Origin of the sequence: Arsenicicoccus sp. UBA2120 (assembly GCF_002330965.1) — a bacterium.
GTDB lineage: Bacteria > Actinomycetota > Actinomycetes > Actinomycetales > Dermatophilaceae > Arsenicicoccus > Arsenicicoccus bolidensis.
In genome coordinates this window covers 1-14,792 of sequence record NZ_DCYC01000017.1, presented here as the reverse complement: position 1 = coordinate 14,792, position 14,792 = coordinate 1, and the positions used below count along the sequence as shown (strand labels likewise).

Annotated in this window: 15 protein-coding genes; 4 read left to right on the top strand and 11 right to left on the bottom strand. The window is 71.3% G+C overall.

From position 1 onward, the window contains the following. Nucleotides 1–440, bottom strand: a 440-nt coding sequence (locus B2P18_RS01660) for a hypothetical protein (RefSeq protein WP_286955605.1), incomplete at its 3' end; no start/stop codon positions are given. Between the two features lie 132 nt (nt 441–572). Between B2P18_RS01660 and B2P18_RS01655 the strand changes: the two genes are divergently transcribed. Next, on the top strand, nt 573–1,748 hold the full coding sequence (locus tag B2P18_RS01655; protein WP_019284520.1) for an LOG family protein: 1,176 nt from the start codon (nt 573–575) through the stop codon (nt 1,746–1,748). After that, nucleotides 1,730–2,431 (top strand): DedA family protein, encoded by a 702-nt coding sequence (locus B2P18_RS01650; RefSeq protein ID WP_019284519.1) that lies wholly within the window; start codon nt 1,730–1,732, stop codon nt 2,429–2,431. Before B2P18_RS01655 ends, B2P18_RS01650 begins: the two co-directional genes overlap by 19 nt. Before the next feature lie 3 nt (nt 2,432–2,434). On the opposite strand, the gene rlmN is transcribed toward B2P18_RS01650, so the two are convergent. The 6 genes from rlmN to rpsB all read right to left on the bottom strand — a co-directional run bounded on the left by rlmN (nt 2,435) and on the right by rpsB (nt 8,060). Beyond that, complete coding sequence (rlmN, locus tag B2P18_RS01645) at nt 2,435–3,607, bottom strand: 23S rRNA (adenine(2503)-C(2))-methyltransferase RlmN (RefSeq protein ID WP_019284518.1); 1,173 nt, start codon at nt 3,605–3,607, stop codon at nt 2,435–2,437. Between the two features lie 78 nt (nt 3,608–3,685). After that, nucleotides 3,686–4,594, bottom strand: a complete 909-nt coding sequence (locus tag B2P18_RS01640) for a phosphatidate cytidylyltransferase (protein ID WP_286955604.1) — start codon at nt 4,592–4,594, stop codon at nt 3,686–3,688. A 21-nt stretch (nt 4,595–4,615) separates the two neighbouring features. Beyond that, nucleotides 4,616–5,173: a ribosome recycling factor gene (gene frr, locus B2P18_RS01635; RefSeq protein WP_019284516.1), complete on the bottom strand. Its 558-nt coding sequence runs from the start codon at nt 5,171–5,173 to the stop codon at nt 4,616–4,618. Between the two features lie 105 nt (nt 5,174–5,278). Next, on the bottom strand, nt 5,279–6,007 hold the full coding sequence (gene pyrH / locus B2P18_RS01630; protein ID WP_019284515.1) for a UMP kinase: 729 nt from the start codon (nt 6,005–6,007) through the stop codon (nt 5,279–5,281). Nucleotides 6,008–6,233: 226 nt separating this feature from the next. Beyond that, nucleotides 6,234–7,061, bottom strand: coding sequence for a translation elongation factor Ts (gene tsf / locus B2P18_RS01625; protein WP_019284514.1), 828 nt, complete (start codon nt 7,059–7,061; stop codon nt 6,234–6,236). A 60-nt stretch (nt 7,062–7,121) separates the two neighbouring features. Beyond that, nucleotides 7,122–8,060, bottom strand: a complete 939-nt coding sequence (gene rpsB, locus B2P18_RS01620; RefSeq protein ID WP_029211813.1) for a 30S ribosomal protein S2 — start codon at nt 8,058–8,060, stop codon at nt 7,122–7,124. Nucleotides 8,061–8,389: 329 nt separating this feature from the next. Between rpsB and B2P18_RS01615 the strand changes: the two genes are divergently transcribed. Together B2P18_RS01615 and B2P18_RS01610 are read left to right on the top strand one after the other, a co-directional pair. After that, on the top strand, nt 8,390–9,565 hold the full coding sequence (locus B2P18_RS01615; protein ID WP_019284512.1) for a pyridoxal phosphate-dependent aminotransferase: 1,176 nt from the start codon (nt 8,390–8,392) through the stop codon (nt 9,563–9,565). Between the two features lie 127 nt (nt 9,566–9,692). Further along, on the top strand, nt 9,693–10,364 hold the full coding sequence (locus B2P18_RS01610; RefSeq protein WP_084412778.1) for a murein hydrolase activator EnvC family protein: 672 nt from the start codon (nt 9,693–9,695) through the stop codon (nt 10,362–10,364). A gap of 50 nt (nt 10,365–10,414) precedes the next feature. Here the strand turns inward: B2P18_RS01610 and B2P18_RS01605 are convergent, their stop codons facing one another. The 4 genes from B2P18_RS01605 to B2P18_RS01590 form a co-directional block, all read right to left on the bottom strand. Beyond that, complete coding sequence (locus B2P18_RS01605; RefSeq protein WP_286955602.1) at nt 10,415–11,386, bottom strand: tyrosine recombinase XerC; 972 nt, start codon at nt 11,384–11,386, stop codon at nt 10,415–10,417. 25 nt (nt 11,387–11,411) lie between these two features. After that, nucleotides 11,412–12,566, bottom strand: coding sequence for a DNA-processing protein DprA (gene dprA, locus B2P18_RS01600; RefSeq protein ID WP_286955601.1), 1,155 nt, complete (start codon nt 12,564–12,566; stop codon nt 11,412–11,414). Beyond that, nucleotides 12,563–13,213, bottom strand: coding sequence for an ATP-binding protein (locus tag B2P18_RS01595; protein WP_029211816.1), 651 nt, complete (start codon nt 13,211–13,213; stop codon nt 12,563–12,565). Before B2P18_RS01595 ends, dprA begins: the two co-directional genes overlap by 4 nt. Before the next feature lie 234 nt (nt 13,214–13,447). Beyond that, nucleotides 13,448–14,398, bottom strand: a complete 951-nt coding sequence (locus B2P18_RS01590; protein ID WP_019284507.1) for a HEPN/Toprim-associated domain-containing protein — start codon at nt 14,396–14,398, stop codon at nt 13,448–13,450. Nucleotides 14,399–14,792: the final 394 nt, after the last annotated feature.

The following is a 14,792-nucleotide window of genomic DNA, read 5'->3' as shown; positions in this document are numbered from 1 at the left end:
GGGGCGACGCCGCACCCGACCTGCGCGGTGCCGAGGTCAGCGACGCGCCAGCGGCCGGCCACCTTGTGCAGCAGCACGGTCGCGTCGTCGGTCTGGCCGCGCGTCGGGTGGACCGTCGCGCGTGCCCAGGTCGGGGCGCCGGGGGCGAGGCTGATGCGCTGGACGCGCCAGTCGGCGCGCTTCCAGCCGCGCATGGACCGGTCGCCCGCGATGGCGACGTAGATCTGGTGCACGGTCGTCCGGGTGACCTGGGTCGAGCGGGTGCGAGCGGTGACGGCGCCCGAGGCGGCGGGTGCGGTCGCGGTGACCTGCTGGGTCGCTCGGGCCGTGGGGACGGAGGGGGCGGCGGCCACGGCGGGGGCGGACATCCCCAGGCCGAGGGCGAGGGCGAGAGTGGCGGTGGCGGTGGCGGAGGTCGCGATCAGTGAACGGCGGAGCATGACGGGGGATCCTTCTCGAGTGTGCGGTTGCGGCGCGTTGCGCCGACATCACCATGATGACGCCGCAGCGGCGCGGTTGGTTGGCTCGCGTCGTCATCCCCTCGTCACGGTTGGGTCACGCATGATGACGGCATGGAGATCGAGGACCTGCCCACCCTCACGGCCCTGCTCGACGACGGCCACAGCCTGCACGGCGTGCGCGTCCAGGGCGTCGACCTCGACGCGTGCGCCGAGCGGCTCCTGGCCCGCTCGGACCTGCACGGGCTCGTCGTCCTCGGCGGCGCGATGGCACCGCCGCTCGTGCGTCACCTGGTCGGTGCCGGCGCGGTCGTGTTCCCCACCGTCCACGACTCCCCCGTCGACGTCTACCGCTCGCGTCTCTACTCCCCGGAGGAGCTGTATGCCGGGATCGCCCGGGGCTACGACGACACCCCGGACGCGCTGGCCTACGCCTGGTCGCAGGACGCGAGCCTCGTCGGTGACCCCTATGTCGCGGTGCTGCGCTCCCTGCACGACGACTCCATGGAGGACGCCCTCGACGACCTGCTGGCGGACCGGCGCGTCGTCGGGATCATGGGCGGGCACGGCGTCGACCGCGGGACCGCGCGCTATGCCGAGGCCGCGCACCTGGGGCGGGCGCTGGCGGCATACGGCCTGGTCGTCGCCACCGGCGGCGGGCCCGGCGCGATGGAGGCCGCCAACCTCGGCGCCGCGTGCCCCGACGACGCGACGCTGGAGGACGCGCTGCGGCGGCTGGCCACGGTGCCATCCTTCCGGCCGGAGGTGAGCCCCTGGGCCCGGGTGGCCCTGGAGGTGCGCGAAGGGCTCGGCGCCCCCGACCCGGTGACGAGCATCGGCATCCCGACCTGGTTCTACGGCCACGAGCCGCCCAACGCGTTCGCGCAGGCCATCGCCAAGTTCTTCTCCAACGCCCTGCGCGAGGACCTGCTGCTCGCCCGCTGCACGGCGGGGGTCGTCGTCCTCCCCGGCGCCGCGGGCACGGTGCAGGAGGTGTTCCAGCTGACGACGCGGCTCTACTACGCCGCCGAGGGCGAGACCGTGCCGCTCGTGCTGGTCGGGCGCGAGCACTGGACCCAGACCCTGCCGGTGTGGCCGTTGCTCCAGGCCCTCGGCCACGGCCGCGAGATGGGCGACCGGATCCACCTGGTCGACGACATCGCCGACGTCCCCGAGCTGCTCCGCGAATCCAGCACCCCCCCTGCGCTGAGGACCCCGCCCGTCGCCCGCTCGGGAGGGCTGGGACGGAACTCCTCGGGGTACGAACGACGTTGGACGACCTGGACCTGACCGCTGCCCCTGCAAAGGACACTGCCCTGACCTCCCTCGCGCTCCTCGCCCAGCTCCCCTCGGCGGCCCCCGACAGTGGTGGGATCACCGGGTGGGCCGTCAGCCTCATGGAGACCCTCGGCGGGCCCGGCGCCATGGTGGCGACGATCCTCGACAGCGTCTTCCCGCCGATCCCCAGCGAGCTCATCCTGCCGCTGGCGGGCTTCACCGCCTATCGCGGCGGCATGACGCTGGCGGGCGCGATCATCTGGAGCACCGTCGGATCCCTGGTCGGCGCGCTCATCCTCTACTGGGCCGGCGCCGTCCTCGGCCGCGAGCGCGTCAACGCCATCGCCCGCAAGGTCCCTCTGGTCGACGTGCACGACATCGACAAGGGCTTCGAGTGGTTCGAGCGGCACGGGCGCACCGTCACGTTCTTCGGCCGGATGGTGCCGATGGTGCGCTCGATGGTGTCGATCCCGGCGGGCGTCGAGCGGATGCCGCTCGCGATCTTCTGCCTGCTCACGACGCTCGGCTCGCTCTGCTGGAACGCCGCGCTCATCCTCGGCGGCTACGCCCTGGGGTCGCAGTGGGCGCGCATCGAGGAGTGGGCCGGCTGGTTCCAGTACGCCGTGATCGCGTTCTTCGTCATCCTGATCGCGCGGTGGGTGCGGCAGAAGCTCAAGGGGCGCCGGACCCCCTGACCGTCAGGCCGTGGCCGCCGCCAGCTGGCCGCACGCCCCGTCGATGTCCTGCCCCCGCGTGTCACGCACGGTCGTGGAGATGCCGCGCCCGCGCAGCCGCTCCACGAACTGCTGCTCGACGCCCTTGCGGCTGGCCGTCCACCGGCTGCCCGGCGTGGGGTTGAGCGGGATGGGGTTGACGTGCACCCACCCGTTCCCTCGCGCGTTGAGCTTGTCGGCGAGCAGCTCGGCGCGCCAGGCCTGGTCGTTGATGTCCTTGATCAGGGCGTACTCGATCGACACGCGTCGCCCGGTGGTGTCGAAGTAGCGGCGCGCGGCGTCCAGCGCCTCGTCGACCTTCCACCGGGTGTTGATGGGGACCAGCTCGTCCCGCAGCTCGTCGTCGGGGGCGTGCAGCGACAATGCCAGGGTGACCGGGATGCCCTCGCCCGCGAGCTTGTCGATGCCGGGCACCAGCCCGACGGTGCTCATCGTGACCCCGCGCGCGCTCATCCCGAGCCCTGCTGGAGCGGGCTCCACGAGACGCCGGATCGCCCCGATCGAGGCCTTGTAGTTGGCCAGCGCCTCGCCCATCCCCATGAACACCACGTTGGACACGCGCAGCGGTCCCTGGTCGCCCTCGGGCATCGGGCCGAGCTCGCCGGCCCGCAGCGCACGGGCAGCGCTCACGACCTGCTCCACGATCTCGGCGGTGCTCATGTTGCGCTGCAGCCCACCCTGGCCGGTGGCGCAGAACGGGCAGTTCATGCCGCAGCCGGCCTGGCTCGAGATGCAGATCGTCGCCCGGCCGGGATAGCGCATGACGACCGACTCGACGAGGGCGCCGTCGTGCAGCCGCCACACCTTCTTGTGCGTCGCTCCCCCGTCGGCGACCCGCGTCGTGATGGGGGTGAGCAGCTGCGGCAGCGACTGCGCGACCAGCTCGGCGCGCTGGGCCTTGGGCAGGTCCGGCATGTCCTCGGGGTCCGTCACCAGCCGGTCGAAGTAGTGCACGCTGAGCTGCTTGGCCCGGAAGCCCTGCTGCCCGAGCTCGGTCACGAACGCCTTGCGCTCGTCGAGCGCGAAGTCGGCCAGGTGGGCCGGCGGCTTGCCGCGGCGCGGCGCGGAGAAGGTCAGCTGGCCCGGCACCGGACGGGTCGTCGGCGTGGGCAGGTCCTGCGGCTGGGAGTCACTCATCGCTCACCATTGTCTCAGGTATGACGCCCCGCCGGCCCCCACGCGTGGTGACGCCCTTCGCGCGGCCGTGCCGGCAGCTCAGACCGCCGCGGGCACGAGATAGGTGATGACCAGCCAGGCCATCGGCGCGGTGAGCAGCAACGAGTCCAGCCGGTCCATGATGCCGCCGTGCCCCGGGAGGATGTGGCCCATGTCCTTGATGCCGAGGTCGCGCTTGATGACCGACTCGCACAGGTCCCCGACCGTCGCGGTGACGCAGGCCGCCGCGCCCAGCAGCACACCGGTCCACCAGGGGGCGTGGAGCAGCCAGGTCGTGCAGACGGCCCCCACCAGCATGCAGGTGACCATCGAGCCGGCGAAACCCTCCCAGGACTTCTTGGGGGAGATGGACGGCGCCATGGGGTGCTTGCCCTTGAGCACGCCGACCGCGTAGCCGCCGATGTCGGAGAACACCGTGACCGCGATGAAGGTCACCACCCGCAGCTCCCCGTCGGGCTGGGCGAGCAGCATGATGCAGAAGCTGGCGAGCAGCGGCACGTAGGCCAGGGTCAGCACGCCTCCGGAGACGTCTCGCATCGCGTCGGCCACGCCCTGCAGGGAACGCCATACGAGCAGGGCCAGGACCGCCAGCGTGAAGGCGAGGGTGAGCGGCCGGGGACCGCCCCAGTAGGCGCTCGCGAGCATCGCGACGCCACCCACCATGGTGGGCACCAGGGGCACCTGCACCCGGCCGTTGCGGACCGCCTGCACGACCTCCCACATCCCGATGACGATCGCCACCGTCACGAGGGCGAGGAAGGCCTCCGGCCGCCACGCCAACGAGCCGATGATCAGGGCACCGAGACCCACGCCGACCCCGATGGCGGCGGGGAGGTCGCGCCCGGCCTTGCCGGGGCTCTTGGACCGACGGGCCACGTCGAGGGCCCGCTGGATCCGTCGCTGGACCCGCGAGCCCTCGAGGGCCGGCGGCATGTCAGGTGTGGGCACGGTGTCCTTCGCGTCGCTCGCTCAGACGTCGAGCAGCTCGGCTTCCTTGCCCTTGAGCAGGGTGTCGATCTGGTCCGTCAGCTTCTTGGTGAGGGTGTCCAGCTCCTTCTCGGCGCGGGTGCCCTCGTCCTCGCCGACGTCGCCGTCCTTGACGAGCTTGTCGATCTGGTCCTTGGCGCTGCGCCGGACGTTGCGGATCGAGACCTTGCCGTGCTCGCCCTTCTCGCGGGCCAGCTTGATGTACTCCTTGCGGCGCTCCTGCGTGAGCTCCGGCAGGTTGATGCGCAGCACGCCGCCGTCGTTGTTGGGGTTCAGGCCGAGGTTGGAGGAGCGCAGCGCCTTCTCGATCTCGTGGGTCGCGCCCTTGTCGAACGGCGTGATCAGGATCATCCGCGCCTCGGGCACCTGGAAGGACGCGAGCTGCTGCAGCGGCGTCGCGGCGCCGTAGTAGTCGACCATGATCTTGTGGAACAGCGCGGGGTTGGCCCGCCCGGTGCGGATGGACGCGAAGTCCTCCTTGGCCACCTCGACGGCCTTGTCCATCTTGTCCTCGGCCTCGAGCAGGATGTCGTCGATCATGGGGTGCCTCCATCGTCCGTATGGCGAAAATCGTCGGGGTCTGACGCTACGAGCCCGGTGCTGCAGGGCACGACCGGGGCTCGCGGCGGTCGGCAGGCGAGCTGCTCAGGCGGTGACCACCGTCCCGATCTTCTCACCGCGCACGGCGGCGGCGACGTTGCCGTCGCCCTCCATGCCGAAGACGATCATCGGGAGCTTGTTGTCCATGCACAGGCTGAACGCGGCGGCGTCGACGACCTTGAGCCCCCGCGCGAGGGCCTCGGCGTAGGTCAGGCTGTCGTAGCGCTGGGCGGCCGGGTTGGTCTTGGGGTCGGAGTCGTAGACCCCGTCGACGCCGTTCTTGGCGATCAGCACGGCGTCGCACTTGGTCTCGAGGGCACGCTGGGCGCTGACGGTGTCCGTCGAGAAGTAGGGCATCCCGGCGCCGGCGCCGAAGATGACCACGCGGCCCTTGTCCATGTGGCGCATCGCGCGGCGCGGGATGTAGGGCTCGGCCACCTGGGTCATCTCGATCGCGGACTGCACGCGCGTCTCGACCCCTTCCTTCTCCAGGAAGTCCTGCAGCGCGAGGCAGTTCATCACGGTGCCGAGCATGCCGATGTAGTCGGCACGGGCCCGGTCCATGCCCTTGTCCTGCAGCTGGGCCCCGCGGAAGAAGTTGCCGCCGCCGATGACCACGCAGACCTGGACCTGGCTCTTCACGGCCTCGGCGATCTGCCGGGCGATCCCCCGCACGACCTCCGGGTCCAGCCCCACCTTGCCCCCTCCGAATACCTCGCCGGACAACTTGAGCAGCACCCGCTGGTAGCCACGGTTGTCGGGGGTCTCGGTCATCGTGCGGCTCCTTGCCAGGTGGGCGGGTGATCGGTCGGCCGACCGCCGCACAGTCTGTCACACGGCAGCACCCTCCTGGCGACCCGACGGCCGTCGGTCGGCCACGTCGTCCGGAGGCTGGGACACGACCGGGCCCCGGCCCACCGTGAGGTGGGTGGGACGCGACCGGGCCCGGTCCACCGTGAGGTGGACCGGGCCCGGTGCGGTGCGCCCAGGGGCGCGGGGATCAGCTGCCGACGCGGAAGCGGGCGAAGGCGGTGGCCTTGGCGCCGCCCTCCTCCAGGACCTTGCCGACGGTCTTCTTGGCGTCCTTCGCGAACGGCTGCTCGAGCAGGACCTGCTCCTTGAAGAAGCCGTTGACGCGACCCTCGACGATCCGGGGGAGCGCAGCCTCGGGCTTGCCCTCCTCCTTGGCCGTGTCCTCGGCGATGCGACGCTCGTTGGCGACCGTCTGCTCGTCGATGTCGTCACGGGTGAGGACGCTCGGCGCGAACGCCGCGATGTGCAGCGCGACGTCGTGCGCGACCTGCTCGTCGCCGCCCTCGGTGGCGATCAGGACACCGATCTGCGCGGGCAGGTCGGGGCTGGTCTTGTGCAGGTAGGACGTGACCTTGTCGCCCTCGAGGCGGGCCACGCGCTTGACCTCGATCTTCTCGCCGATGGTGGCGTTGGCCTCGTCGAGCAGCTCCTTGACGGACTTGCCGTCGACCTCGTGGGCGAGGAGCGTCTCGGCGTCGCCGGCCTGGGAGTCGACCGCGGCCTGGAGCACGGTGTCGGCCAGCTGACCGAACTTGTCCCCCTTGGCGACGAAGTCGGTCTCGCACAGGACCTCGACCAGGGTGCCGACGCCACCGTCGACCTTGGCGCGGACCAGACCGTTGGAGGTGGAGCGGCCCTCGCGCTTGGTGACGCCCTTGAGACCCTTGACGCGCAGGATCTCGGTGGCCTTGGCCTGGTCGCCGTCGGCCTCGTCGAGTGCCTTCTTGACGTCGAGCATGCCGGCGCCGGTCTTCTCGCGGAGCGCCTTGATGTCGGCTGCGGTGTAGTTAGCCATGTGTCGTAGCTACTTTCTACGCGGGTTCGAAGTGGTGGTTGACGCGATCGCTGAGGAGGCTCAGGCCTGCTCGGCGGCGGGCGTGGCCGGCTCGGTCGCCTCGACGGCAGGGGCAGCCTGCTCGACGCCCTCCGGCGCGGAGGCGACCTGCTCGGTGACGTCGGCGGGCTGGGTGCCCTCGGCGGCGGGGGTCTCGGCCTGCTCGGTCGCCTCGGCAGGAGCGTCGGACTTGGCGGCCTCGGCGTAGAGCTCGCGCTCCCACTCGGCCAGCGGCTCGGCCTCGGTGGCGCCCTCGGTGGAGCGACCGGACGAGCGGGACACGAGGCCCTCGGCCACGGCGTCGGCGATCACGCGGGTCAGCAGGGTGACCGAGCGGATGGCGTCGTCGTTGCCCGGGATCTTGTAGTCGACCTCGTCGGGGTCGCAGTTGGTGTCGAGGATCGCGATGACGGGCAGACCCAGCTTGCGGGCCTCGTCCACCGCGAGGTGCTCCTTCTTGGTGTCGACGATCCACACGGCCGAGGGGACCTTGGCCATGTTGCGGATGCCGCCGAGGGTCTTCTCGAGCTTGTCCTTCTCGCGCTTGAGGACGAGGAGCTCCTTCTTGGTGCGACCGGAGCCGGCCACGTCGTCGAAGTCGATCTCCTCGAGCTCCTTGAGGCGCGAGAGGCGCTTGGAGACGGTGTTGAAGTTGGTGAGCATGCCACCGAGCCAGCGGTGGTTGACGTAGGGCATGCCCACGCGGGTCGCCTGCTCGGCGACGGGCTCCTGCGCCTGCTTCTTGGTGCCGACGAAGAGCACGCTGCCGCCGTGGGCGACGGTGGCCTTGACGAACTCGAAGGCGTCGTTGATGTAGGTCAGCGACTGCTGCAGGTCGATGATGTAGATGCCGTTGCGCTCGGTGAGGATGAAGCGCTTCATCTTGGGGTTCCAGCGACGGGTCTGGTGCCCGAAGTGGACGCCGCTCTCGAGGAGCTGGCGCATGGTGACGACGGCCATGCCGAGGTCCTTCTCTCTGTCGTTGTCAGTTACCCACGGTCGCGCGGCGGGGTGCCACGGCCGTGCCTGGCGCCTGCGTACGCACCCCGCCGACCAGGGGGTCGGACTGCCGTGGTGCGCCCCGGACTGCATCGAGATCGACTCGTCCGGCGAGAAGGCGCGCGAATTCGGGATCAGTGCTCCCGGCCGAGGCCAGGCACACGTCACCCGTCCTGCCATCCTACGTGGAGGGGTTCACCGCGACCTAATCCCCACCCGGCACGCCCCGCCGGGGCACCAGCCGGCGGCACGGCGTCACGGCGTCACGGGGGGTCGGCTACCGTCGCCCCATGCCTCGCACCCCCGGCCACCCCGCGCTGACGCCGTTCGGCACCACCGTCTTCGCCGAGATGACCGCGCTCGCCCAGCAGCACGACGCGGTCAACCTCGGGCAGGGCTTCCCGGACTCGGACGGTCCGCCCGAGATGCTCGAGGCCGCCTGCCGCGCGATCCACGACGGCGTCAACCAGTACCCCCCGGGTCCCGGCATGCCGGTGCTTCGCGAGGCGATCGCCGAGCACCAGTCCCGCTTCTACGGGCTGACGGTCGACCCGGGCTGCGAGGTGCAGGTCACGGTCGGTGCCACCGAGGCCATCGCGTCGACCATCCTGGCCCTCGTGCGTCCCGGCGACGAGGTGGTCGTGCTGGAGCCCTACTACGACAGCTATGCCGCCACGATCGCGCTGGCGGGCGGGGTCCGTCGCACGAGCGTCCTGCGCTTCCCCGACTTCGCCGTCGACGAGGCCTCCCTGCGGGCCGCGTTCTCCGAGCGTACCAGCGTTGTCCTGCTCAACAGCCCCCACAACCCCACCGGGCGAGTCCTCTCGCGGGCCGACCTGGAGCTCGTGGCCGAGCTCGCCCGGGAGCACGACGCGTGGGTCGTGTGCGACGAGGTCTACGAGCACCTGACCTTCGACGGGATCGAGCACGTGCCCATGGCCACCCTCCCGGGGATGCGCGATCGCACCGTCACGATCTCGTCGGCCGGCAAGACCTTCTCCGCCACCGGGTGGAAGGTCGGCTGGCTCACCGGCCCCGCGCACGCCGTCGCCGCCGTGCGGCAGCTCAAGCAGTTCACGACCTTCGCCCACTCCGGACCGTTCCAGGTCGGTGTGGCGACCGCCCTGGCCCTGCCCACCGAGCGGTATGCCGAGCTGGCGTCCACCCTGCAGATCCGGCGCGACCTGCTCGTCGACGGGCTGCGCTCGGCCGGGCTGGACGTGAGCGTCCCGGCCGGCGCCTACTTCGCCGTGGCGGACGTCGCTCCGCTCGGGGGAACCGACGCCATGGCGTTCTGCCGCCGGATGCCCGAGGAGCTGGGCGTCGCCGGTGTGCCCGTCGCCGCGTTCCACGACGACACCGAGGCCGCTCGGTCCCTCGTGCGCTTCGCGTTCTGCAAGCAGGAGGACGTGCTCCGCGAGGCCGCTCGGCGCCTGACCAGGCGAGCCCCCGTCGACCGTCCCTGACCGGTCGGGGGCTCCGGCCTCCCCGTCGTCCACAGCCACGCGCGGCGGCGCGAGGATCCGCGTGCTCGTCCACAGGTGCACGGCCGGTCCTTGCCCCGCGCCTGACCCGCACCCCAGCCTCGGCCGTATGCCGATCGCCCGCCCCCTCCCGACCGCCCTGGTGGCGCTGTCCACCGCCTCGGTGGCCGCCGCGACCCTCGTTGCCGCTCCCGTCCCCGACAACCGCACCACCGGACGTGCCCACGTCTCGGCGCCGGCCGCCGCGCGCTCCAGACCCGCGCCCGTCGCACCAACGGCGCACCTCGCCGCGAGGACGTCGACGCCCTCGGCGGCACCGCCACCCGCACCGTCACGGGGTCAGGCCCTCCCCCGGTCTGCGGCGCCGCGCGCGCCGGGACGGTGGACCGCACCCGTGCGGCCGCTGCGCGTGGTCACGCGGTTCACCGCTCCCCCGCAACCGTGGGCCCGGGGTCATCGCGGGGTGGACCTGGCAGCTGGACCCGGCGCCGCGATCGTCGCTCCGGCCGACGGGGTGGTCGCCTTCGCCGGCATGGTGGCCGGCAGGCCTGTCCTGTCCGTCGACCATGAGGGCGGCCTGCGCAGCACCTACGAACCCGTCGTGGCGCGCGTGTCCGTCGGCGACCAGGTCACGCAGGGGCAGGTGATCGCGGTGGTGGCCGACGGGCCCGGCCACTGCTCGTCATCCTGCCTGCACTGGGGAGCCCGTCGCGGCCAGGTCTATGTCGACCCGCTCTCGCTGATCGACCGTCCCCCGCTCGTCCTGCTTCCGCTGCGCTGACCGCGTCCACGAGAGCCATCAGTCCCGCACGACAGGCCAGGCGACCTGCGTCAGGCGCGCGGGTGTGCCTGGCGGTAGGCCGTGCGCAGGCGGTCCACCGACACGTGCGTGTAGATCTGCGTCGTTGCCAGGCTCGAGTGCCCGAGCAGCTCCTGCACCACGCGCAGGTCCGCGCCCCCGTCGAGCAGGTGCGTCGCGGCGCTGTGCCGCAGGCCGTGCGGTCCGAGGTCCGGCGCGTCGGGCACCTGCGCCAGCAGGCGGTGGACGACCTCGCGCACCTGGCGGGGGTCGACCCGCCTGCCGCGTCGACCGAGCAGCAGGGCCGGTCCGCTCGCCGGCGTGACGAGCTGCGGTCGTCCGCGCGTCAGCCAGGTGTCGAGGGCCCGCTGCGCCGGCACGCCGTAGGGCACCGTCCGCTCCTTGTCGCCCTTGCCAAGCACCCGCAGCGTCCTGGTGGATGCGTCGACGTCGTCGAGGTCCAGACCGACCAGCTCGCTCACGCGGATGCCGCTGGCATAGAGCAGCTCCACCATGGCGGCGTCCCGCAACGTCAGCGGATCGACCTCGCCCCGAGCCTCGTCGTCGGCGGCGCTCGTGGCCCGTCCGGCGCTCGTGGGCCGTCCTCCGCTCGTCCGGTGGGTCCCGTCGGCCGCGGCCCGGAGGAGCGCGTCCGCCTGAGCGTGGTCGAGGACTCCCGGCAGCGTCCGGGAGCGCCGCGGAGACGCGAGCCTGGCCGCCGGGTCGCGGGGCAGGTGACCGCGTCGGGTGGCCCAGGCATAGAACGAGCGCACCGCCGCGGACCTGCGGGCCACGGTCGCGCGGGCCGCACCCTGGGTGCCCTGCCTGGCCAGCCAGGAGCGCAGGTCCGTCAGCTCGAGGTCGGTCAGGTCCTCGGCGCCCTGCTCGCTCGCGTACGAACGCAGCGCGCGAAGGTCGCCGACATAGGCCCGGACCGTGTACTCGGACCGTCCGCGCTCCACCCGCAGGTGCTGCGCGAACTGCTCGATCAAGTCCTCGGCCACCCGGTCACGGTCCCAAACGCCGAGGTCAGGAGCAAGGACCGCCGGACGGACGCGCCGGGCGCCGGCGCGCCTCGGGGCCGAGGCGGTAGCCGCCGTCACGCGACTCGGCCAGCCCCAGCGTCACGAGCCGGCCCAGGGCGGCCCGCGTCTCGGGCACCGTCAGCGAGGCGGCCAGGGCGATCGACTCCAACCTGGCCAGGTTGCGGACCGGGAGGGCAGACCGGACCTTGGCGTCCGCGTCGCCCAGGAGGTCGAGCTCCTGGACCTGTGCACGACGCTCTGGGGCCAGGTGGGTCCCCATGCGACCGCAGAGCTCGGCCACCTCGGCCGCGTCCGTCACGAGCTCGGCCACGCCGTCGCGCACCGCCTGGTGGCACCCGGCACTGGTCATGCTGGTCACGGGTCCAGGCACCACCGCGACCGGCCGGACGAGCTCGGCTGCGGCCCGCATGGTGCTCAGCGCCCCGCTGCGGTAGCCGGCCTCGACGATCACCGTCCCCTGGCTCAGGGCGGCGATGAGACGGTTGCGCAGCAGGAACCGGGAGCGCGTGGGGGCGCAACCGGGGGCCACCTCGCTCACCACGGCTCCCGTCTCGGCGATGCGGGCGATGAGGCGCTCGTGCGCCGCGGGATAAGGGCGTTCGACGCCCCCGGCGAGCACGGCCACGGTCTCCCCGTCCTCGGCCAGCGCACCCCGGTGAGCCGCCGCGTCGATCCCGAACGCCGCTCCCGACACGACGGCGAACCCGCGCTGCGCCAGACCGGCGCCGAGGTCGGCGGCCACCCGCTGGCCGTACTCCGTCGCCGCTCGGGAGCCCACGACCGAGACGCTGCGCTCCATCGCCTCGGCCAGCCGGGCGGGTCCACGCACCCACAGGCAGTAGGGGCGCTTGGCGGGGTCGAGATCCTCCAGACCGGGAGGCCACTCCTCGTCCGCCGGGACGAGCAGGCGTGCGCCGCAGCGCTGGGCCAGCGCCAGGTCGCGGCCCGGCTCTGCCGCCGCGAGTCGGTCACGCAGGGCGTCGTGCCGCGCGATGCCGTCGCCGGGCAGCAGGTGCAGGGCCGCCACGGGATCGTGCAGCTGGAGCAGCCCCGCCACGCGCGCGTCCGCGGGCTCCGCGATGCGGCTCCACAGGGCGCGAGCCGATCGCTCGTCGCGGGGCAGCTCGTCGGGCCTCATGCCGCGACCTCCGCAGCACCGCGCAGCGTCAGCGCCTGGTCGATGTCGTCCTTCGTCGGGCTCGCGTGCCCCGCCAGATCCGCCAGCGTCCACGCCACCCGGGTCACCCGGTCGTATCCGCGCAGTGTGACCCCGCCCCGGTCCAGCGTGCGGTCGAGCAGCTGCGTGGCTCGGCGGGACGGGCGCAGCGGGCCACGGCGCAACCGGCCGGGGGGCACCTCGCCGTTGAGCGACCAGCGTTCGCCCGCATAGCGTTCCGCCGCGACGGCGCGCGCCTGCGCCACGCGTGCGGCCACCACCGCCGTGGGCTCCGGGTCGGCCTCGACGAGCTCGAGCCGGGAGACCGCCGGCACCGACAGCTGCAGGTCGATGCGGTCGAGCAACGGGCCCGCCAGCCGACCGAGGTAGCCACGACGCTGGTTGACGGTGCAGGTGCAGCCGAGGCCCTTGCCCACGGCCCGGCCGCACGGGCACGGGTTGGCGGCGAGGACCAGCTGGAAGCGGGCGGGGAAGGTCAGCATCCGATCGGTCCGACCGATCGTCACCGTCCCCGACTCGAGCGGCTGGCGCAGGGAGTTGAGGACGTGGGAGGCGAACTCGGGGGCCTCGTCGCCAGATAGAAAGCACACCCCTACGGACGGGTCCATCCTAACGGAGCTACGAACGTCCCGACGCGGCAAGTTTCGCCCAGCCACGTGGGTTCGTATGCGCCCGGTAATGGCGATAGGCGGTCGCGAATGGGGTACTAGGGCACTTTGAACGCCTTACGTCACCTCTCAGCTCTTCGCGGGACGCGAGCGACGGAAGGCGTTCAAAGACACGTCGATCCAGCGGGAGGAAGACATCCTCTCATGCCGCGTCCGAGGTGACTCGTGTCTCGCTCATGCGAGGCCTTCTGCGAGGGAGATGGCGATCAGTTCTTCCATCGCTTGCTGGAGGTCAGTGTTGGTGTAGGTTTGGAGACGGTTCTCGGGGTGGTGAATCATGTTCCGGACCGCGCTGGGTAGCGTCAGAACCTCGTTCTTTGTCGCCGTCGACGCTACCTTCTGGTAGTTCGTCGTCTGCGGGCATCCGCGTCTGGCCAGCCAGTTATCGAAGCTCCTTATCGAGGGCTTCCCTGAGTGCTCCTGTAGTCGTCCGTACAGCCGGACCAAGTTTAGGGTCTCGCGGGTGCGGTCGATCTCCATCAGGGTGGCTTTGTCTTCCCAGCCGTTATCGACAAGGTCGTGGTACTCCCACGAGAGTGGGAGAGGCAGGTTGCTCGCGCGCTCGGCCATGCAGCGCAGCATGATCGCCAGAGGCACGCGTTCACGGATGAAGTCCTCGAGCCCTCCTAGCCGGTTCTCGCCGTTGTTTTCGTCCTTGATGAGGCGGTCCCAATAGCCGTCCTCATCTTCGTTCTGAGGGTCGCTCACCGCGAACCGAGCCACGAGCAACTCGTGAATGTCGTAGCTAAAAGACTCCTGATCAGCCCTAGTGATGTTCGCGAAGTCGATGCTGGCGACCACGTCCAGGTACCGGTCGAACGGTAGACGCAGAGCATAAGTTCGGTTCCAGCGCCTCAGCAGATCATCATAAGCATCGCGAGTCTCTTCCAACGTGTGCCCGAGCAAGTCCATCCGGCGGCGCACCTGGTCCAGCGGCGCCGACAGAGCGAGATGCTCCTCGGTGACGGTGGTGTTGCGGTCGCTCGAGTCCCATGAGGCGGCATACGTGTAGGGCACGACCTTCTCGCTGCCTGGTGGGAACAGCCATGCGTGGCCGGTCCAGTAGTGGTTCTTGCCGTAGTCGATGCTGACCTCATTGAGGCTCAGGGAGATCATCGTGCCCATGAGGCAAGTCTGTCCTGCGGGAGGATGTCGGTGGTGGAGGGCAACCGGGGTGTTGGTGTCCGCGCGCAGTCGAGGTGAGGCCTCGCTGAGCACCCCAGGATATTTGCGCGCGCTCATGCCGCGGGTCGTGTCTCGTCCCGTCGCTGCTTTCAGAGTTGGCTCCGCAGGAATGGAAGGGTTATGAGCAGGTACTCCTGGTGTTGTTTGGTGTGGATCCGGTGTCGCGCATCGATAGTGCGTACTTCAGCCCGGGACAGATGCCGGGCCATGGTCGCGAAAGGACGCGAGCGGATAGCATTGCCGTGGAGGCTGGCCCGCGTGTCCCAAGAGCGGCAGAGCAATCATGCGCCGACCTGGCAACGCCGCGATCGTGGGATCAGGCCTGCGCTTGGGA